The sequence below is a fragment of the Kitasatospora sp. NPDC097691 genome (assembly GCF_040302665.1).
Taxonomy (GTDB): domain Bacteria; phylum Actinomycetota; class Actinomycetes; order Streptomycetales; family Streptomycetaceae; genus Kitasatospora.
Genome location: NZ_JBEORY010000013.1, coordinates 64,550 through 84,668, shown reverse-complemented (window position 1 = coordinate 84,668; position 20,119 = coordinate 64,550). Strand labels below are relative to the sequence as shown.

Annotated in this window: 20 protein-coding genes; 11 read left to right on the top strand and 9 right to left on the bottom strand. The window is 71.5% G+C overall.

Going from position 1 to position 20,119, the window contains the following annotated elements:
* The first annotated feature begins 45 nt into the window (after positions 1-45).
* Together ABTY56_RS12300 and ABTY56_RS12295 are read left to right on the top strand one after the other, a co-directional pair.
* The gene (locus ABTY56_RS12300) at positions 46-1,062 is read left to right on the top strand and encodes a ferritin-like domain-containing protein (RefSeq protein WP_350628574.1); all 1,017 of its coding nucleotides are present in this window, start codon (positions 46-48) and stop codon (positions 1,060-1,062) included.
* 33 nt (positions 1,063-1,095) lie between these two features.
* On the top strand, positions 1,096-2,355 hold the full coding sequence (locus tag ABTY56_RS12295; protein ID WP_350628573.1) for a beta-ketoacyl-[acyl-carrier-protein] synthase family protein: 1,260 nt from the start codon (positions 1,096-1,098) through the stop codon (positions 2,353-2,355).
* A gap of 149 nt (positions 2,356-2,504) precedes the next feature.
* Here the strand turns inward: ABTY56_RS12295 and ABTY56_RS12290 are convergent, their stop codons facing one another.
* Entirely contained in the window at positions 2,505-2,840 is a 336-nt protein-coding gene (locus ABTY56_RS12290; RefSeq protein ID WP_350628572.1) for an acyl carrier protein, read from the bottom strand.
* A gap of 303 nt (positions 2,841-3,143) precedes the next feature.
* Here ABTY56_RS12290 and ABTY56_RS12285 point away from each other — a divergent pair, with 303 nt between their 5' ends.
* Complete coding sequence (locus tag ABTY56_RS12285) at positions 3,144-3,719, top strand: hypothetical protein (RefSeq protein WP_350628571.1); 576 nt, start codon at positions 3,144-3,146, stop codon at positions 3,717-3,719.
* 87 nt (positions 3,720-3,806) lie between these two features.
* Here ABTY56_RS12285 and ABTY56_RS12280 read toward each other — a convergent pair whose 3' ends face one another.
* From ABTY56_RS12280 to ABTY56_RS12270, 3 genes are all read right to left on the bottom strand, one after another.
* Complete coding sequence (locus ABTY56_RS12280; RefSeq protein WP_350628570.1) at positions 3,807-4,820, bottom strand: class I SAM-dependent methyltransferase; 1,014 nt, start codon at positions 4,818-4,820, stop codon at positions 3,807-3,809.
* Between the two features lie 67 nt (positions 4,821-4,887).
* Entirely contained in the window at positions 4,888-6,057 is a 1,170-nt protein-coding gene (locus ABTY56_RS12275) for a class I SAM-dependent methyltransferase (protein WP_350628569.1), read from the bottom strand.
* Positions 6,058-6,273: 216 nt separating this feature from the next.
* The gene (locus ABTY56_RS12270) at positions 6,274-7,536 is read right to left on the bottom strand and encodes a helix-turn-helix domain-containing protein (protein ID WP_350628656.1); all 1,263 of its coding nucleotides are present in this window, start codon (positions 7,534-7,536) and stop codon (positions 6,274-6,276) included.
* 611 nt (positions 7,537-8,147) lie between these two features.
* On the opposite strand from ABTY56_RS12270, the gene ABTY56_RS12265 reads away from it, so the two are divergent.
* Positions 8,148-8,600 (top strand): GatB/YqeY domain-containing protein, encoded by a 453-nt coding sequence (locus ABTY56_RS12265; protein WP_350628568.1) that lies wholly within the window; start codon positions 8,148-8,150, stop codon positions 8,598-8,600.
* 189 nt (positions 8,601-8,789) lie between these two features.
* Here ABTY56_RS12265 and ABTY56_RS12260 read toward each other — a convergent pair whose 3' ends face one another.
* Positions 8,790-11,048 (bottom strand): transglycosylase domain-containing protein, encoded by a 2,259-nt coding sequence (locus ABTY56_RS12260; RefSeq protein WP_350628567.1) that lies wholly within the window; start codon positions 11,046-11,048, stop codon positions 8,790-8,792.
* Positions 11,049-11,549: 501 nt separating this feature from the next.
* Between ABTY56_RS12260 and ABTY56_RS12255 the strand changes: the two genes are divergently transcribed.
* Complete coding sequence (locus tag ABTY56_RS12255) at positions 11,550-11,873, top strand: WhiB family transcriptional regulator (protein ID WP_033333275.1); 324 nt, start codon at positions 11,550-11,552, stop codon at positions 11,871-11,873.
* A gap of 109 nt (positions 11,874-11,982) precedes the next feature.
* Here ABTY56_RS12255 and bagB read toward each other — a convergent pair whose 3' ends face one another.
* Both bagB and bagA read right to left on the bottom strand, forming a co-directional pair.
* Entirely contained in the window at positions 11,983-13,152 is a 1,170-nt protein-coding gene (gene bagB, locus ABTY56_RS12250) for an ATPase BagB (RefSeq protein ID WP_350628566.1), read from the bottom strand.
* Positions 13,149-14,237, bottom strand: coding sequence for an ATPase BagA (gene bagA / locus ABTY56_RS12245; RefSeq protein ID WP_350628565.1), 1,089 nt, complete (start codon positions 14,235-14,237; stop codon positions 13,149-13,151). Before bagA ends, bagB begins: the two co-directional genes overlap by 4 nt.
* A 213-nt stretch (positions 14,238-14,450) precedes the next feature.
* Between bagA and sp36 the strand changes: the two genes are divergently transcribed.
* From sp36 to ABTY56_RS12220, 5 genes are all read left to right on the top strand, one after another.
* Positions 14,451-14,609 (top strand): Sp36 family protein, encoded by a 159-nt coding sequence (gene sp36, locus ABTY56_RS12240; protein ID WP_094743074.1) that lies wholly within the window; start codon positions 14,451-14,453, stop codon positions 14,607-14,609.
* Positions 14,606-15,073 carry a RidA family protein gene (locus tag ABTY56_RS12235; protein WP_350628564.1) on the top strand — a complete coding sequence of 156 codons (468 nt, stop codon included), beginning with the start codon at positions 14,606-14,608 and terminating at the stop codon, positions 15,071-15,073. The genes sp36 and ABTY56_RS12235 overlap by 4 nt, the downstream gene beginning before the upstream one ends.
* A gap of 63 nt (positions 15,074-15,136) precedes the next feature.
* Complete coding sequence (locus ABTY56_RS12230; RefSeq protein ID WP_350628563.1) at positions 15,137-16,021, top strand: NUDIX hydrolase; 885 nt, start codon at positions 15,137-15,139, stop codon at positions 16,019-16,021.
* An 86-nt stretch (positions 16,022-16,107) separates the two neighbouring features.
* Positions 16,108-16,281 (top strand): hypothetical protein, encoded by a 174-nt coding sequence (locus ABTY56_RS12225; RefSeq protein ID WP_350628562.1) that lies wholly within the window; start codon positions 16,108-16,110, stop codon positions 16,279-16,281.
* A gap of 43 nt (positions 16,282-16,324) precedes the next feature.
* Positions 16,325-17,158 carry an MBL fold metallo-hydrolase gene (locus ABTY56_RS12220; RefSeq protein ID WP_350628561.1) on the top strand — a complete coding sequence of 278 codons (834 nt, stop codon included), beginning with the start codon at positions 16,325-16,327 and terminating at the stop codon, positions 17,156-17,158.
* 108 nt (positions 17,159-17,266) lie between these two features.
* Here ABTY56_RS12220 and ABTY56_RS12215 read toward each other — a convergent pair whose 3' ends face one another.
* Both ABTY56_RS12215 and ABTY56_RS12210 read right to left on the bottom strand, forming a co-directional pair.
* Entirely contained in the window at positions 17,267-17,941 is a 675-nt protein-coding gene (locus ABTY56_RS12215; RefSeq protein WP_030240972.1) for a Crp/Fnr family transcriptional regulator, read from the bottom strand.
* 183 nt (positions 17,942-18,124) lie between these two features.
* On the bottom strand, positions 18,125-19,141 hold the full coding sequence (locus ABTY56_RS12210; protein ID WP_350628560.1) for an ArsR/SmtB family transcription factor: 1,017 nt from the start codon (positions 19,139-19,141) through the stop codon (positions 18,125-18,127).
* A gap of 111 nt (positions 19,142-19,252) precedes the next feature.
* On the opposite strand from ABTY56_RS12210, the gene ABTY56_RS12205 reads away from it, so the two are divergent.
* Positions 19,253-20,077 carry an isocitrate lyase/PEP mutase family protein gene (locus ABTY56_RS12205; protein ID WP_350628559.1) on the top strand — a complete coding sequence of 275 codons (825 nt, stop codon included), beginning with the start codon at positions 19,253-19,255 and terminating at the stop codon, positions 20,075-20,077.
* Positions 20,078-20,119 lie beyond the last annotated feature (42 nt).

The following is a 20,119-nucleotide window of genomic DNA, read 5'->3' as shown; positions in this document are numbered from 1 at the left end:
AGTATCCGGTGTGGCAGTACGTCAATCCGAAGGAGCCCGGCGGCGATGAACACCGAATTCCACGACGAACGGGAAACCGTGCTGTTCACCCTGGACCGGACCAGGGAGAGTCTGATGGAGGTCGACGCCGCGTTCAAGGCCAATCTCAACTGGAACTACGGAGAGCGCAACAATCGGCTCTGGGCGCTCTACGAGAAGAGCAAGATCGCGCAGTGGAATGCCGCGACCGATATCGACTGGAACCACGAGGTCCGGTTCGGTGCGCGCCTGGACGAGGGCCAGAGCACCGGTCTGCAGAACTTCCGCGGCCCGGGCAGCCCGGTGCCCGAGGAACTGATCAACCAGTTCCGCTGGGAGTACCTGTCCTGGATGATCAGTCAGTTCCTGCACGGTGAGCAGGGCGCCCTGGTGACCACCGCCCGGCTGGTGGAGACCGTGCCCGACATGGAGGCCAAGATCTACGCGGCCGCCCAGGTCGCCGACGAGGCGCGGCACGTCGAGGCGTACGCCAAGTACATCGACGAGAAACTGGGCAACTGCTACCCGATCAACCCGGGTCTCAAGTCGCTGCTGCGCGACCTGCTCTCGGAATCCGACTGGGACATCGTCTACCTCGGCATGCAGGTGATCGTCGAGGGCCTCGCCCTGGCGGCGACCCGACTGGCGGGCACCGGATTCGGTGAGCCGATCATCACCCAGATCACCCGGATGATCGCCCGCGACGAGGCGCGGCACATCGGTTTCGGCGTGGTCTCGCTCACCGGCATGTACGAGCAGATGAACAGCAAGGAGCGCGCGGAGCGGGAGGAGTTCCTGCTGGAGTCGATCTTCCTGATGTCCCGCCGTTTCCTGCTGCGCGAGGTGTGGGAGCGGATGGAGCTGGACGTCGAGGCCGGCATCACCTTCGCGATGAACGACCCGATGATGTTCGGCTACCGCCAGCTGCTGTTCCAGCAGGTGATCCACATCCTGCGGCAGGTCGGCCTGCTCAGCCCGAAGCTGCGCGACCTGTTCCTGAGCGAACAACTGGCCAAGCCGGAAGCCTTCGTCGGCGTCAACTGACCCGGAACGACGAGAACGAATCGGAGGAGCCGCGTGCCTGCGCAGCGCGACGACGTCGTCATCACCGGGCTCGGCGCCACCACGCCGCTGGGCGGCGACGCCCGGTCCACCTGGAAGGCACTGCTCGACGGGGTCTCGGCGGCGGTCGCGATCACCGACCCCTGGGCCGAGGGCCTGCCGGTGCGGATCGCCGCCCCGGCCGCCGTGGAGCCGGGCCCGCTGATCGACCGGGTCCAGGCCCGGCGGACCGACCGCTCCGCGCAGTTCGCGCTGCTGGCGCAGCGGGAGGCCTGGCAGGACGCGGGCTTCAGCGCCGCCGCGGGCGCACCGGGGCACCCGGAGTCCGAGCGCCTCGCGGTGGTCGTCGGCAGCGGCATCGGCGGCCTGGGCACCCTGTTGCCGGCGCACGACCTGATCCGGGCCGGGGACACCCGCCGGGTCTCGCCGTTCACCCTGCCGATGCTGATGAACAACGCCGCGGCCGCGCTGTGCGCGCTGGAGCTGAACGCCACGGCGGTGGCCCACGCGCCCTCGACGGCCTGCGCGGCCGGCGCCGACGCCATCGCGGCGGGGCTGGACCTCATCCGCCTGGGCCGGGCCGACGTGGTGGTGGCCGGCGGCACCGAGGCGGTCATCAACCCGATGGCGATCACCGCCTTCGCGGCGATGAAGGCGCTGTCCCGCAACAACGACGCCCCGGCCTGCGCCTCCCGGCCGTTTGACAAGAAGCGGGACGGCTTCGTCCTGGGTGAGGGTGCGGCGGTGCTGGTGCTGGAGTCCGCCGAGCACGCCCGGCGGCGCGGCGCCCGGATCTACGCCGGGTTCGCCGGGGCCGGGGCGAGCGCCGACGCGCACCACATCACCCGTCCGCATCCGGAGGGCGAGGGGATGGCGCGGGCCATCCGGCGCGCGCTCGCGGACGGGGGGGTGGAGCCGGCCGAGGTCGGCCACGTCAGCGCGCACGCCTCCTCCACCTCGGTGGGCGACGCGGCCGAGGCGCTGGCGATCCGGACCGCGCTCGACGGCGTGCGGCCGGCCGTGTCGGCCGTCAAGTCGTCCGCCGGGCACCTGATCGGCGCCTCCGGCGCACTGGCCGCGCTGACCACCGTCCTGGCCCTGCACCACCGCACCGCGCCGCCCACCATCAACCTGGACGACCTGGACGACGCGATCGACCTGGACGTGGTCCGGGTCGCGCCCCGCCCGCTGCCCGCCGGGCCGCTGGCGGCGCTCACCCAGAGCGCGGGCTTCGGCGGCCACAACACCGTGCTGGCCTTCCGCGCCGGGGCGTGATCCCCGCCCCGCGCGTGAGTCCGCGGGTGCGCCGACCCGGGGCGTGAGCCCGTCCCGCGCGCGAGTGCGCCCCCGGGCCAGGTCGGCTCCTGGCCCGGGGGCGGTGGCGGGGCGTGCGGGGGCGTGCGGGTGCTCGCGGTGTCCCGCGGTCAGGACGCCGGCGGCCAGTCGCCGCCGAGCGGGACGACGATGGACTGCAGGTGGTCGACGGTCGGCAGGGCGCCCTCGCCCTCGTCCAGCAGCTCCCGGACGAGCTCGACGATCTCGTGGACGGTCTCCAGCGACGAGGCACGCTCCTGGGGCAGGCTGTCGAACTCGAAGACGTCCTCGATGGTGAGGCCCAACTGGACCATCGCGAGCGAGTGGTAGCTCAGTTCGCTGACGAGCTTGGTGTCCGGACCGATCGGGTCCTTCTTGGTCGGCGCGATGAGGAGGACCAGTTGGCTGATCACATCAGGGATCTGGTCGGAGGCGATGTCGGTCATACATGGATCGTCGCCGCGCGGGGGTCCGACATTCCAGGCATCGCCTCCGGCAACGACTCGGCAAGATCGCACCTTGGGTGACCGCGCCGACCCGTCGAGTGACCGGATTGCCCTCGGTTTGCCTGGAGATCGGCCGGGTCGGCCCCCTATGCTCGGAGCATGGGCACCCGTGCTTCATCTGAGTCACCGTCAACATCATGGACGGTCAAAGGTGTTGAGACTCGGCGGCGCCGACTGCGGGGGGTCCGTCTGCCGCACGGCACGTGGCCCGATCATCATCCCTGACACCACCGAGGTGGCTCTATGACGCTGTTGGCATCCTGGGGATCCCTGGCCGCTCAGCACTCGCCCACGGACGACACGCTCTTCGCCGTGATCAACGTGGCGTTCATCGTCCTCATCACGGCGATCGTCCTCGTCTCCCAGTTCAGCGTCCGCGACGTCAGGGCCCAGACCTTCCTGTGGGTCGCGATGCTCGTGCTGCGCGGTTTCCTGCCGCCGGGTCCCGCGGAGGCGACGGCGAGCAGCGTCGTCTTCCTGGTCGTCGGCCTGGCGTTCTCGCTGGTCTTCGGCTACTACCGCGGCCTGACGATGCCCATGTGGCGCGACCAGACCGGCCGGCTGCTGCGCAAGGGCGGCCGGACCACCGCCAAGCTGTGGGTGGCGAACCTGGCCGAGCGCCTGATCGTCGGCGGCGTCGAAGTGGTGTTCTTCCACGGCCGGTTCAACGGCAACGGGGTCTGGCTCGGGGTCGGTGTGACGCTGGCCGTCCAGCAGGCCGTGATGATGCGCCGTGCTCCCGGCATCACCGAGGTGCGGCCCACCGGTCCGGGCCACACCATGCCCGCGATCGAGCAGCCCGACGCCCGTACGAGCTGATCGGGGGCCCGGCCGGCCGCGGGCCGGATTCACCGCGCGTAGCGAGAAGTGCTCCGAGGCCCACGGCCCCGGAGCACTTCCGTGTCGTCAGTCGGCGAGCGGTTCGAGCTCAAAGATCACGCTGTCCGCCGGGGTCACCACGCGGTGCGCCTCGACCAGGCGCCAGCCGCCCTCCTCGAACACCCCGTTCCATTCCTGCAGGGTCGGCAGGTAGGCACCCATCATGCGGTGCGCGACCTCGAAGCCCAGGGTGAAGACCGGGATCTCGGAGTCCGGGATGTCGGTGGTCATCGCGGTGTCACCGAGCAGGAAGCGCTTGACGTTGGGGAACGCCTTGCGCAGCCCGCGCAGGGAGGTGACGCAGTTCTCCCGCGGCCAGAAGTCGTGGCCCATCAGGAAGGAGGTCAGGAGGTCGACGTCGGCGAACTCCGGGTGCGGTTGCGGGTTGGTGGCGTCGTCCTTGACGAAGGACACCTTGCCCTCGAAGCCGGCCTCCTTGGTCGAGGCCCGGGCCACGCCCAGCGCGCCCTCGGCGATGTCGATGCCGAGGCCGGTCGCGTTCGGGTTCTGCCGCAGCACGCTGATGATGCGCTCGCCGCTGCCGCAGCCGAGGTCGGCGATCTTGCTGAACTCGCCGACCGAGCCGAGGGCCTTCCTGAACACCGGGTCGAAGAAGTTGGCGTTGATGTCGCGGCAGGCGATCGCGATGGCGGCGGAGTCACGGCGGTAGAAGCTGCCGACCCGGTTCTCGTTCTTCAACACGGCGGGCATGTCGGCGAAGAGCGCCGCGCAGCCGCGGGACAGCCAGTGGTAGAAGGCCTTGGCGCGGTACACCTCGGCGAAGTTCACATCGCTGGTGATCAGGGCGTCCTGCCGCTGGACGATGCGGACGCTGGCCAGGGCCTGGAACATCCCCTCGACCGCGTACTGGTCGAGGCCGTTGCGTTCGGAGAACTCGGCGACGTCCAGCTTGTCCAGGTCCGCCAGCTCGTCGAGCGCTCCGACCTCCCAGGCGGCGCCGATCGCCGAGGAGGCCACGGTGGCGTTGAAGATGTCGGCAGCGGTCATTCTCGCCGCGCCGAGCACGAGGTTGTCGGTCACGTGCTTGTCCCCTCTGAGGAATGGAATCCGGCAGGCCGGACGGGAGGTCCGGCCGGGCTGGTGGTGATCACGGGCGCCGGGCGAGCAGGATCCGGTGCATCGGGGTGTCGACCAGCGCCGTCCTCACCAGGCCGGCCCGGTCGAGCCATTGGTCGTAGTCCGCCAGGGAGAAGGAGTCTCCGCCGCCGGTGACGAGCATCGACGCGGCGAACAGTCGGAAGAAGCGGTTCTGGATCGACTGGGCGTCGGTCTCGTCGTCCACGATGTGGTCGACGACGGCGACCACACCGCCCTCGCGCACCGCCTGCGCCGCCCGTCGCATGAGCTCCTCGGAGCCCTCGGCGGTCTGCAGGTGGAAGATGTTCACCAGCAGGACGAGGTCCTGACCGGTGTTCCACTCCTCGGTGAAGAAGTTGCGCTCCACCGGTTCGAACCGGTCCCGCACGCCCAGCCGTTCCGCCTGTCCGCGGGCGATGGGCACGATCCGCGGGTGGTCCAGGCCGGTGGCCCGCAGTCCCCGGAAGCGCTGCAGGAGCAGCTGGCTGTAGATGCCGGTGCCGCAGCCGACGTCGAGCATCGAGCGGTCCGCCTCGCCCTTCCAACCCTCTTCTTCCGCAAGGAGGTTGGCGAGTGATTCGACGATCGGCGGGGCCCAGAAGTTGATGCCGCGGGCCACCTGCTCGTAGTCCTCGGCGGACAGCTGGTTGGCCTGGTAGTCGCCGTCCGCGCCGCGGGCGGGCCGCTTGACGTGGTCGGCGAGGTTGCGCCACACGTCCCAGCCGATCGCCCGGTCGTAGCCGATCCGGCCGGCCAGGCTGTAGAGGCCGCCGGGCAGCAGGCACTCGGCCATGCCGTCCACCAGCCGGTAGACGTCCTGACCGTCCTCGGTGCGTTCCCGCTGGACGATCTCGTAGCAGTACAGGCCGTCGAGCAGCACCCGCAGGCCGTGGGTGTCGGCGTCGAGTCGGGCGGCGAGGTCGGCCGGGGTGGCCGGCCCGTCCGCCAGGGCGACGAAGACGCCGAGGTCGAACGCGGCCTCGATCATGCCGGGCGCGAACATCGCGATCAGGTGTTCGTAGACGCGATGCGAGGCCCGGACGACGGCGCCGTCCCGGGGATCACCGATCAGTTTCGAACCGTCCACCAGGGGCGCCACACCGGTGTCCGGCAGCGGAGTGTTCTCGTCCGACGTTTCGCCGGTTCTGTCGTCGTGGACGGAGGCGTCTATCGTGGTCATCGATCCCCATTTGCGCTCAAGGCATTTAGCCGGGCAGTGCTGAATGACCCGCGGAGGAGTTTCCCGAATGGACCGGAGAAGTTAACCCGTCGATTCGATCGAATTCGATCGCCCGTCGGCCGGGTCGTTACCCGGAACCGATTCCGGGCACGACAGTGCGGCCGACGCGACGGAAAACTCCCCGACGAGCGGACGGTGTGAGTGTGTGGGTCGGCCTCAGGCCGGAATGGCGTTGACGTACTCGCGCATCATCCGGGGGACCCGGTACGCGTACTGGTGGCCGCGTTTCACCTGGACGACTGAGAAATCCACGAGATCGGCCAGCACATCGATATTGCGGGAGGGCTCCCGGCCGCCGTCGACCGGTTCCTGCCGGACATCGTCGATGGAGAATTCGTCGGGAAAGCGGGAGAGTTGTCTGAGGGCTCGGCGCTGCCGGTCGTCGAGCAGTCCGTAGGCCCAGGCGAGGCTGCGGTGCAGCGAGCGGTGGTGGGACAGCCCGCCCACCTCGTCCTGGCCCAGGATCGGCAGCACCTGGCACTCGTCCACCAGGACGTGCAGGGGCACCGAGCGCATCCGGAAGGCGGCGTTCTCGATGGCGAGCGCGAGACCGCCCAGCCGGCGGCAGAGCTCGACCACCTGCGGCATCTGGTCGCCGAGGTCGAGCGTCGGGACGACCGAGTGCACCCGGCGGCAGAACAGCTCGGCGGCGGGCGGGCAGCCGTAGCTGCCCTCGGGGTAGTCGACCGACAGCGGCGACACCTCCCACAGGTCCGCCGGGATGGAGGCCGGCGCCCGCAGCGAGGTGATCAGGATGTGGAGCGCCGGATGCCGCTCCAGCATCATCCTGACCTGCCTGGTCACCGCGCCGATGACGTGCTCGGCGTTGTCGATGACGACCATCATCTGCAGCTCGGGGTTGGTCCGCGGGTCCCGTTCACAGCCGTGCAGCAGGGTGTCAAGCGAGCGCTGCACCTCCGCCGAGGCCGCGGCGGCGTCGACGCTCTCGGGGGTCACCGAGCCGAGTTCGAGCACCACCACGCCGTCCCGGAAGCGGTCGAGCAGGTGCGCGGCGGAGTCCAGTGCCAGCCGGGTCTTCCCGACGCCGGCCGGCCCGGTGAGCACCAGCGGCCGGCCCGGCCGCAGGGTGGTCACCACGTGCAGCAGGTCGGCCTGGCGTCCGACGGTGATGTCCGTCTTGGGGCGAAGCCCCTGCCACCGGGCGTTGTCCGGGACCTCGACGACGTTGGTCAGCAGACCGGGCTCCAGGCGGGAGGAGAGCATTCCGGTCGGGGTGCCCGCATTGGCGACGTGGGATATCAGCGTGTCCTGGCTGGTCGCCGCGGACAGCAGGGCGCCGACCAGGAGTTCCACGGAGCTGCGCCGCGGATTCTTGATGGCGCCGGTTTCCAGATTCCGAATGGTCCGCACACTGACATTGGAATGCTCGGCTAACTGCTCTTGGCTCCAGCCGACCATCTTCCGTTGGGTTACTAACATGGAGCGAAGCTGATTGTTGTCCATTCCCCCGCGCTTCCTGCTGTTGTGAGCAGAATTCAAGTCAGAACTTAACACGCCGACTTGCGGCGCCAATCACTCCAAAAACGATCATTACGTGCCACGCGGTCATGGCGGAGCGCATGCGAGAGCGCCCGCGCCGAGCGTGGGTCGTGATGTGTCAGAACCGTGGAAAAATGAGTTGGGGACGTTGCGCTGCTGCTTGGGAGCGGCCTTTGGCGGTGAGGTGACCACAGCCCGTTAGGCTACTCAAGCTACATGTGAACGAGTGTACTACGCGGACTATTTCTGCGAACCTGCCGCTACGTTCGATTTGCCCCTTTTGGCACCGGCAACTCCTCGGTGCTCCCGGCAATTTCCGGCTGTTCTGCCGAGAGTGTGCAGGCATTACCGGCCAGGTTGGCCGGATCCCACTGCCCTTTCCCGGCCGCGATCGACCACCGGCCTGACGCTGCGTCACGCGACGACCGCCCGCTCTTGACACGGCATACTCGTTCACCTGCGCAGACCGCAGTGGATACCCGGTGGAAACCTGGTTGAGACCGCCCACAGCCGAAGGATAAGAAGAGGAAATGACAACGCTCAAGGAGCAGCTGCAGGAGGACCTCACGGCTGCCATCAGGGTCCGGGACGAGCTCCGCTCGTCCACCATCCGGCTCACGCTGGCCGCCGTCACCAGCGAAGAGGTGGCGGGCAAGCAGAAGCGCGAGCTGTCCGACGCCGACGTGCTGAAGGTGATCGGCCGCGAGGCGAAGAAGCGCCGGGAGGCCGCCGAGGCCTTCGACGGGGCCGGTCGCACCGACCAGGCCGCCCGGGAACGGGCCGAGGGTGAGGTGCTGGCGACCTACCTGCCCAAGCAGCTCTCCGACGAGGAGCTCGCCGCGATCGTGGCGGCCGCCGTGGCCGAGAGCGGTGCGACCGGCCCGCAGGCGATGGGCGCCGTGATGAAGCTGGTGAAGCCCAAGGTGGACGGCCTGGCCGAGGGTGGCCGGGTAGCCGCCGCCGTGAAGGCCGCGCTGTCCTGACCGCGGACGGCCCGGGTCCGTCGGGTCAAGCCGGCTCTGGCCGGAATCGAGTGGCCCTGTAGGGCCCCGTGAGGGGCTCTCGCGGCCCCGACGGACCGTCACCCGGCAACACGGATGCCGAAGGGGCGCCCTCCGAACCGGAGGGCGCCCCTTCGTCACTGCTGCGCGGGCTCGGCCCGGGCGGCGCGGTCAGCCGTTGCCGTTGCCGCCGCCGTGCCTGCCGCCGTTCCCGCCGCCGATCATCCCCGGCGGGAAGGTGAACCCGCCGCCGATCATCCCGCCGGGGCCGCCGCCCCCGGGGTTGCCCCCGCCCTGCTGCGGCGGGGGGTTGCCCGCGGGCGGCTGGGGGTTCGGGTCGGCCGGCTGCTGCGGTGCGGCCGGCGGGGTGGCCGGCTGCGGGTCCGGGATGTCGATGGTCTGGATCGGCTCCATCGGCGTGCCCTGGAGCGCCTGGTTCATCGCCATCTGCCAGATCGGGCCGGGGCCGTCCGCGCCGAACACCTCGTCGAAGTGCTTGCCGCCGATGTTGATGTTCTTCATCTTGACGCCGCCGGCCGGGCCGCCGAGCCAGACCGAGGTGGCCAGCGACGGGGTGTAGCCGCTGAACCAGGCGGCCTTCTTCTCGTCGGTGGTACCGGTCTTGCCGGCGATCTTGCGGCCCCCGTCCAGGCCGAGCGCGGCCGCGGTGCCCTTCTCGGTCACGTTCAGCAGGACGGTGTTGAGCTTGTCCGCGGTGTCCTCGGAGAAGGCCTGGCCGCACTGGGTCTGCGGGACCTGGAGTTCCTTGCCGTCCACCGTGCTGATCTTGTTGATCGCGATCGGGGTGCAGTACTTGCCGCGCGCGGCGAAGGTCGCGTAGACGTTCGCCATGGTCAGCGGGGAGAGCTCCAGGGTGCCCAGGACCATCGAGGGCACCTCCTTGAAGGCGTCGCCCTTCGCGGACTGGGTGATGCCCAGCTTGTTCGCCATCTGCTTCATCGCGCAGAGGCCGACCTGCTGCTCCATCTGCACGAAGTAGGTGTTGACCGACAGCGCCATGGCCTGCTTCAGCTGGTACGGGCCCTTCTCGGACTCGGACTCGTTCTTCACCGTGGCCTTGCCCTCGCCGGGCGACGGGACGTTCTTCCAGGTGCCCGAGCAGGTGGACATCTGCGGGTACTCGATCTTGTTCTCGGACGGGAACGCCTGGGTGGGCGCCATGCCCGACTCCAGCGCCGCCGCGGCCAGGATCGGCTTGAAGGTCGAACCGGTCTGGAAGCCGTTGCCGCCGCCCATCGAGGCGTCCACGTTGAGGTTGACGACGGTCTGGTTCTTGTTCGAGTCCAGGCCGTACGGGCGGGTCTGGGCCATCGCCAGGATCTTGCCCGTGCCCGGCTCCATCATGGTCGCGGCCGCCGACACCTGGTCGGTCACGTTGACCTTCTTGGTGACGGCGTTCTGGGCCGCGGCCTGCTTGTCCGGGTCCAGCGTGGTGTAGATGTTCAGACCGCCGGTGTCCCAGAGCTTCTTGCGCTCGTCGGCGCTCTTGCCGAACGCCGGGTCCTGCTTGACCACGTGGCGGACGTAGTCGCAGAAGAAGCCCATCCCGGCCTGGGCGGTGATGCAGCCGTTCTGCGGGTCCTTGTACTTCAGACCCAGCGGGGCGGCCTTCGCCTCCTTCGCCTGGTCCGCGGTGATGTGCTTGTTCTCCAGCATCTTGTCGATCACGACGTTGCGGCGCTTGACCGTGTTCTCGGGGTAGCGCACCGGGTCGTAGGACGACGGGTTCTGCACCATGCCGGCCAGGGCGGCGGCCTCGGCGATGGTCAGGTCCTTGTTGCTCTTGCTGAAGTAGCGCTGGGAGGCGGCCTCGACCCCGTAGGCCTGGTGGCCGTAGAACGTGATGTTGAGGTAGTTGGTGAGGATCTGATCCTTGCTCAGGTCCTCCTCCAGCTTGATCGCGACCTTGAGCTCCTGGATCTTGCGGCCCAGGGTCTTGCGCTGCGCCTCCAGGACGGCGGCCTGGTCGTCGCCGGCCTTCTCCACGTTGACGTTCTTCACGTACTGCTGGGTCAGCGTCGAGGCGCCCTGGGAGGCGGTGCCGCTCTCGGCGTTCTTGCTGGCCGCGCGGAGGACGCCCTTGAGGTCGACGGCGCCGTGCTCGTAGAAGCGGGCGTCCTCGATGTCCACCTGGGCGTGCCGCATGAACGGCGACATCTGGTCGGCGGTGAGGACGGTGCGGTCGCGCTCGTAGACCTTGGCGATCAGGCCGCCCTTGGCGTCGAAGATCTGGGTGGCCTGGGTGAGCGGCGGGGTCTTGAAGTCGTCGGAGATGTTGTCGAAGCTCTCCGCCGTGTCCTTGGCGGTCAGCCCGATGGCGCCGACGGCGGGCAGGGCGAGCCCTGCCAGCAGGACTCCGGAGAGCACGCTGACGCCCAGGAACTTCACGCCGTTGCCGATGTGGTCCAACGGTGATCCGCCGCTCCCGCCGCGCGGAGCTCCGGTGTTGCCTGGGGGCTGGGATGCCTGTGGGCGCTTCGGTGCCATGGGGAGAACCCTACGTCGCGGATTCCCATACATAGGGGCACCTGTTCGCCTAGGCTTGTCACAAGCTTGGTACAGCTTCGGTGCGTCAACATCATTCACTCTTGTGGGCGAGGAGAGTTGCCCGAATCGCCCAGGAATGTCCGGCTTTTGAGGCAGCTGGGGCCTGCTGTGCCCGTGTGAACGGTTGCGCTCCGTGATGACGCCTGCGGTGAGAGTGGGGGCTCCGCCCCTGGCAAGGTGTGCGACCTGCGATCACTCCAACGAGTGAGCTGACCGATACCCATAGTCCAATCGGGTCATTCGAGATTGAGCCCGAAGGGGCTGTTGCAAGCTGTCGTTCTTCCGTAACGTCCTCAACTGGCAACGGTGAATATGCCGTTGCCGCCGTGGGGGAGCCTCGATACGGGAGAGGACGGCGCCGGCATGGGCTGGGTTGACGACTGGAGTGCGCAGGCCGCCTGCCGCACGAGTGATCCGGACGAACTGTTCGTCCAGGGGGCGGCGCAGAACCGCGCGAAGGCGGTGTGCAGCGGCTGCCCGGTGCGGACGGAGTGCCTCGCGGACGCCCTGGACAACCGGGTGGAGTTCGGAGTCTGGGGCGGGATGACGGAGCGCGAGCGCCGGGCGCTGCTGCGCCGCCGCCCGACGGTCATGTCGTGGCGGAGGCTGCTGGAGACGGCCCGCACCGAGTACGAGGAGTCCCTCGCGACCGGTGTGATACTGACGGACTACGCCCAGGCCGGCTGAGCCGGGTACACGGGCTGTACAGGCCGAACCGGCCGCACCGGGGGGTCCGGGCCGGTCGGCCCCGGGCGGGCTCCCACACCGCACCGCCCGTTGCCGTCCCTACGCCGTCCTACGCCGTGCCGCTGAGCCGGTCGCCGATGGCCCGCAGGCCGTCGAGGTCGTGCACGTCGCCCGGCAGCGCGGGGACCTCCACGATCGGCACGTCCGGGTAGACCGAGACGAAGCGGTCGCGGGTGCGGCGCTCCCGCCCCATGATCTGCATCCGCTCGGCGTGCAGCCGCAGCAGCCCGGCCGCGAGGAGCTCCGCCTCCGGCGAGGAGTGCTCCGAACCGTTCTCCTCCAGCGCCTCGGCCGCCGCCCGCGCCCGCTCCGCCGTCAGCTGCGGGGCGCCCGTGCCGTGCACCCGGTTGAGCACCAACCCGGCCAGCGGCATCCGGTCCGCGGCCAGCCGGTCCACGAAGTACGCCGCCTCCCGCAGCGCGTCCCGCTCCGGCGCGGCCACCACCAGGAACGCCGTGCCCGGCGCCTTGAGCAGCTGGTACGTGCGGTCCGCGCGCTCACGGAAGCCGCCGAACATCGAGTCCATCGCGCTGACGAAGGTCTGCACGTCGGTGAGCAGCTGGGCGCCGAAGATCTTGCCCAGGGCGCCGGTGAGCAGGCCCATCCCGGCGTTCAGGAACCGCATGGCGCTGCGCCCGCCGACCTTGGCCGGGGCGGTCAGTATCCGGATCACCCGGCCGTCCAGGAAGGACCCGAGCCGGTTGGGCGCGTCCAGGAAGTCCAGCGCCGAGCGGGAGGGCGGGGTGTCCACGACGATCAGGTCCCACTCCTCGGCGTCGCGCAGCTGCCCGAGCTTCTCCATCGCCATGTACTCCTGCGTGCCCGCGAAGCCGGCCGACAGGGACTGGTAGAACGGGTTCTCCAGGATCGCCCGGGCCCGTTCGGGCTCCGCGTGGGCCAGCACGACCTCGTCGAAGGTCCGCTTCATGTCCAGCATCATGGCCTGGAGCTCCCCGTCGCCGGTCACCCCCTTGACCACCCGGGGGGTGTTGTCGAGCTCGGTCAGGCCCATCGACTGGGCGAGCCGGCGGGCCGGGTCGATGGTCAGCACCACGACCTTGCGGCCGCGTTCGGCGGCCCGCAGGCCGATCGCCGCGGCGGTGGTGGTCTTGCCGACGCCGCCGGAGCCGCAGCAGACGATGATCCTGGTCCCCGGATCGTCGATCAGCTCGTCCACCGCGAGCCGCTTCCCGGTGCTCCGCACCCCGTTCGAGGTCATGCCGCCCCCTGCCGCTTCAGGTCGCCCGCCAGCCGGTACAGCCCGCCGAGGTCCACGCCCTCGCCCAGCAGCGGCAGTTCGTACGTCGGGATCCGCAACTGCTGCAGGTCGGCGCGCTGCTCGCGCTCCAGCTCGACCCGCTCGGCGTGCTCCCTGGCCTGCTCCAGCAGCGGGTCGATCAACGGCTCCACCGCCGCCCGGACCGTCTCCGGCTTGCGCGAGCGGCCGCCGAGCCCGGCCTCCCCGAGCGCCAGTGCGACCTCCTCGCGGTGGTTGCCGTCCACCGCGGCCACCGCGGCCGCGTCCAGCACCGGCGGGCGGACCATGTTGACCATCACCCCGCCCACCGGCAGCGTCGCCTCACGCAGCTCCGCGATGCCGTCGACCGTCTCCTGCACCGGCATCTCCTCCAGCAGGGTCACCAGGTGCACCGCGGTCTCAGGTGACTTCAGCACCCGCATCACGGCCTGCGCCTGGGTGTGTATCGGGCCGATCCGGGCCAGCCCGGCGACCTCGGCGTTGACGTTCAGGAACCGGGTCAGCCGCCCGGTCGGCGGGGCGTCCATCACCACCGCGTCGTAGCGGCGCCGGCCGTCGGGGTCCTTGCGCCGGGTCGCCTCGCAGGCCTTCCCGGTGAGCAGGACGTCCCGGACGCCGGGTGCGATGGTGGTGGCGAAGTCGACGAAGCCGACCTTCTGCAGCGCCTTGCCGGCCCGGCCGAGCTTGTAGAACATCTCCAGGTATTCGAGCAGCGCCAGCTCGGTGTCGATCGCCAGCGCGAACACCTCGCCGGGCTGTGGCCCGTCCGAGGGCGCCTCACCGGCCGGGAGCCCCAGCTGCCGACGGGAGACCGAGGCGATCCGGCGCTCCTCGTAGGGCAGTGCGGCGATCCCGAACAGCTCGGCGATGCCCTGCCGGCCCTCGACCTCGATCAGCAGGACCCGACCGCCGTCGGCGGCGAGTGCCAGGGCCAGCGCGGCGGCCAGCGTGGTCTTCCCGGTGCCGCCCTTGCCGCTGACCACGTGCAGCCGGACGCCCTCCCAGTCGGGGTCGCGCCGGTCCGCCTGGCCGGGGGTGCGTGCCACGCTCCGTCTCCGTCCGTCTCCGTCCTACGGGCGTCCCCTCCTGGCGAGGGTGCCCCTCGCCAGGGTGCCCTCCCGCGAGGGTAACCAGGGACCGCGCCGGATGCCCGGAGCACCTGGGGTTGCCAGGCCTGATCATGCCCTCTTTGTGCCCCACCTCACACGCCGCCCGCCGCACGGCGCCGATCCTCGCGGCGGCTCGTCTAGAGTCTGGCCATGACCAAGTGGGAATACATGACGGCGCCCCTGCTCGTGCACGCCACCAAGCAGATCCTGGACAACTTCGGCGAGGACGGCTGGGAGCTCGTCCAGGTCGTGCCCGGCCCGAACCCGGAGCAGCTGGTGGCCTACTTCAAGCGGGAGAAGAACGCATGAGCACCGTCGAGTCGAAGCTCGCCGAGCTGGGCCTGACCCTGCCGCCGGTGGCCGCGCCGGTCGCCGCGTACGTGCCGGCCCTGCAGTCCGGCGAGTTCGTCTTCACCTCCGGCCAGCTCCCGGTGGTCGGCGGCAAGCTGCCGAGCACCGGCAAGGTCGGCGCCGAGGTGTCCCCGGAGGAGGCCAAGGAGCTCGCGCAGATCTGCGCGCTGAACGCCCTGGCCGCCGTGAAGTCGGTGATCGGCGACCTCGACCGGATCGAGCGGGTCGTGAAGGTCGTCGGCTTCGTCGCCTCCGCCCCCGACTTCACCGGCCAGCCGGGCGTCGTCAACGGGGCCAGCGAGCTGCTCGGCAAGGTGCTCGGCGCCGCGGGCGTGCACGCCCGCAGTGCCGTCGGTGTCGCGGTGCTCCCGCTGGACGCCCCGGTCGAGGTCGAGCTGCAGGTCCGCGTCAAGACCGTCTGAGTCCGATCACGAAGGCGGGATCGGCCCTGGCCGAGCCCGCCTTCGTGCGCTTAGCATCCGGGCATGGACCATCGAGCAACGACGCTCCCGATGCCGCCCGGCTGGCCTGCCCGGATCCGGGCGGTCGACTCCGGCGTGCTGACCCCGCCGGTGCCCAGGCAGGCGGCCACCGTGGTGCTGCTGCGCGACGCCGCCGCCGGGCCGGAGGCCTACCTGCTGCGCCGGCGCACCTCGATGGCCTTCGCGGCCGGGATGTACGCCTACCCGGGCGGCGGGGTGGACCCGCGGGACGCCGAGGTCGAGCCGGGCTGGGCCGGGCCCTCGCCCGAGGAGTGGGCGGGCCGGCTCGGGGTCGACGTCCGGACCGCCCGGGCGGTGGTCTGCGCGGCCGTCCGCGAGACCTTCGAGGAGGCCGGCGTGCTGCTGGCCGGCCCGGACGCGCGGAGCGTCGCCGCGCCGCGCGACTGGTCCGCCGAGCGGGCCGCGCTGGAGGCGCACGAGCTGTCCTTCGCCGAGTTCCTCCGTGACCACGGCCTGGTGCTGCGCAGCGACCTGCTGGGCGGCTGGGCGCGCTGGATCACCCCGGAGTTCGAGGAGCGCCGCTACGACACCTGGTTCTTCGTGGCGGCCCTGCCGGCCGGCCAGCGCGCGGCACTGGAGGTCGGCGAGGCCGACCGGGTCGCGTGGCTGAGCCCGGCCGAGGCGGTCCGGGGCTACCGGGAGGGCCGCTTCGGCATGCTGCCGCCGACCGTGACGGTGCTGCGCGAGCTGTCGCCGGTGCGTACCGCCGCCGAGGCGCTGGCCGCGGCCGCCGGCCGCCGGCTGGAGCCGGTCCTGGGCCGGGCCGAGGTCCGCGGGGACCGCATGACGGTCCGCTGGCCCGGGTACGACGAGCTGACCATCGACGGGGAGTTCCCCGAAGACCCCGAGCACCCCGAGGACTCCTGAACCGTCGGTCCTGAAGACGATCCATCCGGACAGGACCCATCCGAACAAGACCCACCGCGCCACCGCAGAGAAAGGACCGACGCCCGATGACCCACAACGACGTGGCTCGCCGGACGGCACCCGAGATGCCCGCCCGCCGCCTGACCCCCCGTATCCCGGCCTGTGACAGCCCGGTCCCGTTCGTCGAGGTGGCGCAGCGCGCCCTCGTGCGGGCGCTGCCGCTGCGCGCCCTCCATCGCGACGGCGAGGGCAGCCGGTGAGCGAGCGTAGTGAGCGGACCACCGAGCGCAGCGAGGTGGGCGCGTGAGCGGACTCCTGCCGGGTGACCCCGCCGCCGTCGTCGGCGGCGAGGCCACCTCCCGGGCGCTGTGCGTGCTGGCACCGAACCCGTCGCCGATGACGCTGGACGGCACCAACACCTGGCTGCTCTCCGAGCCGGGCTCGGACCTCGCCGTGGTGATCGACCCCGGTCCGCTGCACGAGGAGCACCTGCGCCGGGTGATCGACCTCGCCGAGGAGCGGGGCAAGCGGATCGCGCTGACCCTGCTCACCCACGGCCACGCCGACCACTCCGAGGGCGCGGCCCGTTTCGCCGAGCTCACCGGCACCGAGGTCCGGGCCCTGGACCCGGCGCACCGGCTGGGCTCCGAGGGCCTGGTGGGCGGCCAGCGCCTGGACGTCGGCGGTCTGGACCTGCGGGTGGTGGCCACCCCCGGCCACACCTCGGACTCGCTGACCTTCCACCTGCCGGACGACGGCGCGATCCTCACCGGGGACACCGTGCTCGGCCGCGGCACCACGATGGTCGCCCACCCCGACGGGCGGCTGGGGGACTACCTGGACTCGCTGCGCCGACTGCACACGATGGCCTCCCGGCACGGCGTGCGGACCGTGCTGCCCGGGCACGGCCCGGTGCTCGCGGACGCGCTCGGCGCCGTCGACTACTACCTGGCGCACCGGGCCGCCCGGCTCGCGCAGGTGGAGACGGCGGTCGAGGCGGGCTGCCGGACCGCTCCCGAGGTGGTCGCGCGGGTCTACGCCGACGTGGACCGGGCGCTCTGGCCGGCCGCGGAGCTGTCCGTCCGGGCCCAGCTGGAGTACCTGGAGGACCACGGGCTGACCCCGGAGCCCGACTGACCGGGGCCCGGATGACCCGGTGCCCGGCTGACCCGGTGCTCCGCCGGAAGGCCGGTGAACGCCGAAGGGCCCGTCCGTCCGGACGGGCCCTTCGCGGTGTTCGGGGTGTCAGCGCGAGCGGCGGGACAGCCGCTCGACGTCCATCAGGACCACCGCGCGCGCCTCCAGCTTCAGCCAGCCGCGGCCGGCGAAGTCGGCGAGCGCCTTGTTGACCGTCTCGCGGGAGGCGCCGACCAGCTGGGCCAGCTCCTCCTGGGTGAGGTCGTGGGCGACGTGGATGCCCTCCTCGGACTGCACGCCGAAGCGGCGGGAGAGGTCCAGCAGGGCCTTGGCGACGCGGCCGGGCACGTCGGAGAAGACCAGGTCGGACATCACGTCGTTGGTCCGGCGCAGTCGGCGGGCGATGGCCCGCAGCAGTGCGATGGAGACCTCGGGGCGGGCGTGCAGCCACGGCTGCAGGTCACCGTGGCCCAGGCCCAGCAGCTTGACCTCGGTCAGCGCGCTGGCGGTCGCGGTGCGCGGGCCCGGGTCGAACAGCGACAGCTCGCCGATCATCTCGCTGGGGCCGAGGACGGCGAGCATGTTCTCGCGGCCGTCCGGGGAGGCGCGGTGCAGCTTGACCTTGCCCTCCGCGACGACGTACAGCCGGTCGCCCGGGTCGCCCTCGTGGAACAGCGACTCCCCACGGGCGAGGGTGACCTCGGTCATGGAAGCGCGCAGCTCGCCGGCCTGTTCGTCGTCGAGTGCCGCGAAGAGTGCGGCGCGCCGCAGAACGTCGTCCACGTGCTTCCTCCTTCTCGGCCGTACGGCGGGTGGGCCGTCCGGCGCAAGTTCCGTTCAGTGTTCTGCATCACCAAGCATGGCGCATGTCGCTCCGATCATATGAGGAGGGGGTGTGCCGAGGTGTGCCGTGCGGGGCCATTCGTACCGGTTGGTCATCGGGCGGGGCGGGCCGCGGGAGCGCCCTCACACGCTCAGGTCGAATGTCTGTTCGTCTTGAGCGAACAGCGAATCGCCGACCGCGGTACGGGCGTGCAGGACGGCGTGGCCCGCGCGGTGGGCGCTGGTGAGGCCCGCCGTGCGCAGCGCGGTGAGGTGCTGCGAGGCCCCGGCCGGGGAGAGCCCGGTGCGGTCGGCCAGCTCGGTGGTCGAGGCCGGGGAGCCCAGCTCGGCCAGCAGCCGGGCGCGGGAGCGGCCGAGGACGCCGGCCAGCGCCTCCGTGCGGGCCGGCGTGCCCGGCCGGCGCTCCCACAGGACGGCCGTGCCGCGCGCCGGGTAGATCAGCTGCGGCGGGTCGGGCGGCAGCACCCGGGTGAGCACCCGCGGCCAGGCGAAGGCCGAGGGCAGGAGCACCAGCCCGGAGCCGGCGGTCAGCCGGGTGACCGCGCAGTGCCGCTGCTCCAGCAGCAGCGCAGCGCCGTCCCAGCGGACCGTGTCGTGCAGCTCGCCCAGCATCCGCGCGGTGCCGTGCTCGGCGGCCTGCCGGGAGCGGTGGAAGACGTCCGCCGAGAGCACCGCCCGGATCCGGGCCCAGTAGGGGGCGAGCGCCAGCTCCCAGTACACCCGGAGGTCGGCGGCCAGCCGGGGCAGCTGTGCGGCCGGGTCGCGGTGCAGCGGCGCGAGGACGGCGGGCAGCCGGCCGCCCGCCTCGGCGGCCATGATGTCGAGGTCGGCCCGGACCTGTTCGGCGCCGGTGGCGGTGATCGCGGCCAGCTCCTCGGCGAGCGTGGCGGAGAAGCGGGCCGGGGTGGGGTTGAGGAAGTCCGGCAGGTGGCCGGTGGGCGGCACCAGGGCGGCCAGCCGCTCCAGGGCCGGCCCGGCGGCGGCCAGTCGCTCGCGGACCTCCCCGGCCCAGCGGCGGTGCAGCGCCGGCACGGGGTGCCGCGCGAGGGCGCGCAGGCTGGTCACCACCTCCTGCATCGGCGAGACGGCGAACCGGGTCAGCGCCAAGTCCTGCGCGGAGAAGTGCAGTTCGGATCGCATGTGGCCCCCTCCGGGAAAGATTCGGCCTCAGCTTAATCACTGGTCGGGGCGGGGGAGCCGGGCGCAGGATGCCTGCGTTCCCACCGATCCGTACGAAAGCCGGTGACACCCATGTCCACCACCCCCGAGTCCCGCGAGCGGGCGCTGCGGCTGCGCGAACTGGTCGCGGACGGCGTGCTTGTCCTGCCCAACGCCTGGGACGCGGGCAGCGCCGCCGTGATCGCCTCGGCCGGTGCCCCGGCGGTCGCCACCACCAGCGGCGGCGTCTCCTGGTCGCTCGGGCGCGGCGACGGCCAGCGGCTCGACCGGGCGGCCGCGGTCGAGGCGGCCCGCCGGATCGTCGCGGCGGTGGACCTGCCGGTCACCGTCGACGCCGAGGGCGGGTACGGGCCGCAGCCGGCCGACGTGGCCGAGACCGTGACCGCCCTGGTCGGCGTGGGCGCCGTCGGCGTCAACCTGGAGGACTCGACGACCGTCGGCGGCCCGCTCTTCCCGGTGGCCGAGCAGGCCGAGCGGCTGCGCGCGGCCCGTACGGCGGCCGCCGCCGCAGGGCTGCCGGAGCTGGTGGTCAACGCCCGGACCGATGTCTTCCTGTTCGGACTGGGCGGCCTCGACGACGTGCTGGTCCGGGCCGAGGCCTACGCGCAGGCGGGTGCCGACGGCCTGTTCGTGCCCGGGCTGCTGGACCTCGAAGCCCTCACCGAGCTGTGCGGGCGCTCGGCGCTGCCGGTGAACGCGATGGCCGTTCCGGGCGGGCCGACCGTCGCCGAACTCGCCGCCACGGGGGTGCGGCGGATCAGCCTCGGTACCGGTCTCGCCCAGCTCGCGTACACCGCGGCCCGCCGCGCCGCCGCCGAGCTGCTCGGCGCCGGGACACTGACGCAGCTCGACGGGGCGCTGGGCTTCGGGGAGCTGAACGGGCTGTACCGGGGCTGACGGCGCCGGTGGGGGCCGGTCCGACGCCCCCCGACGCGGGCC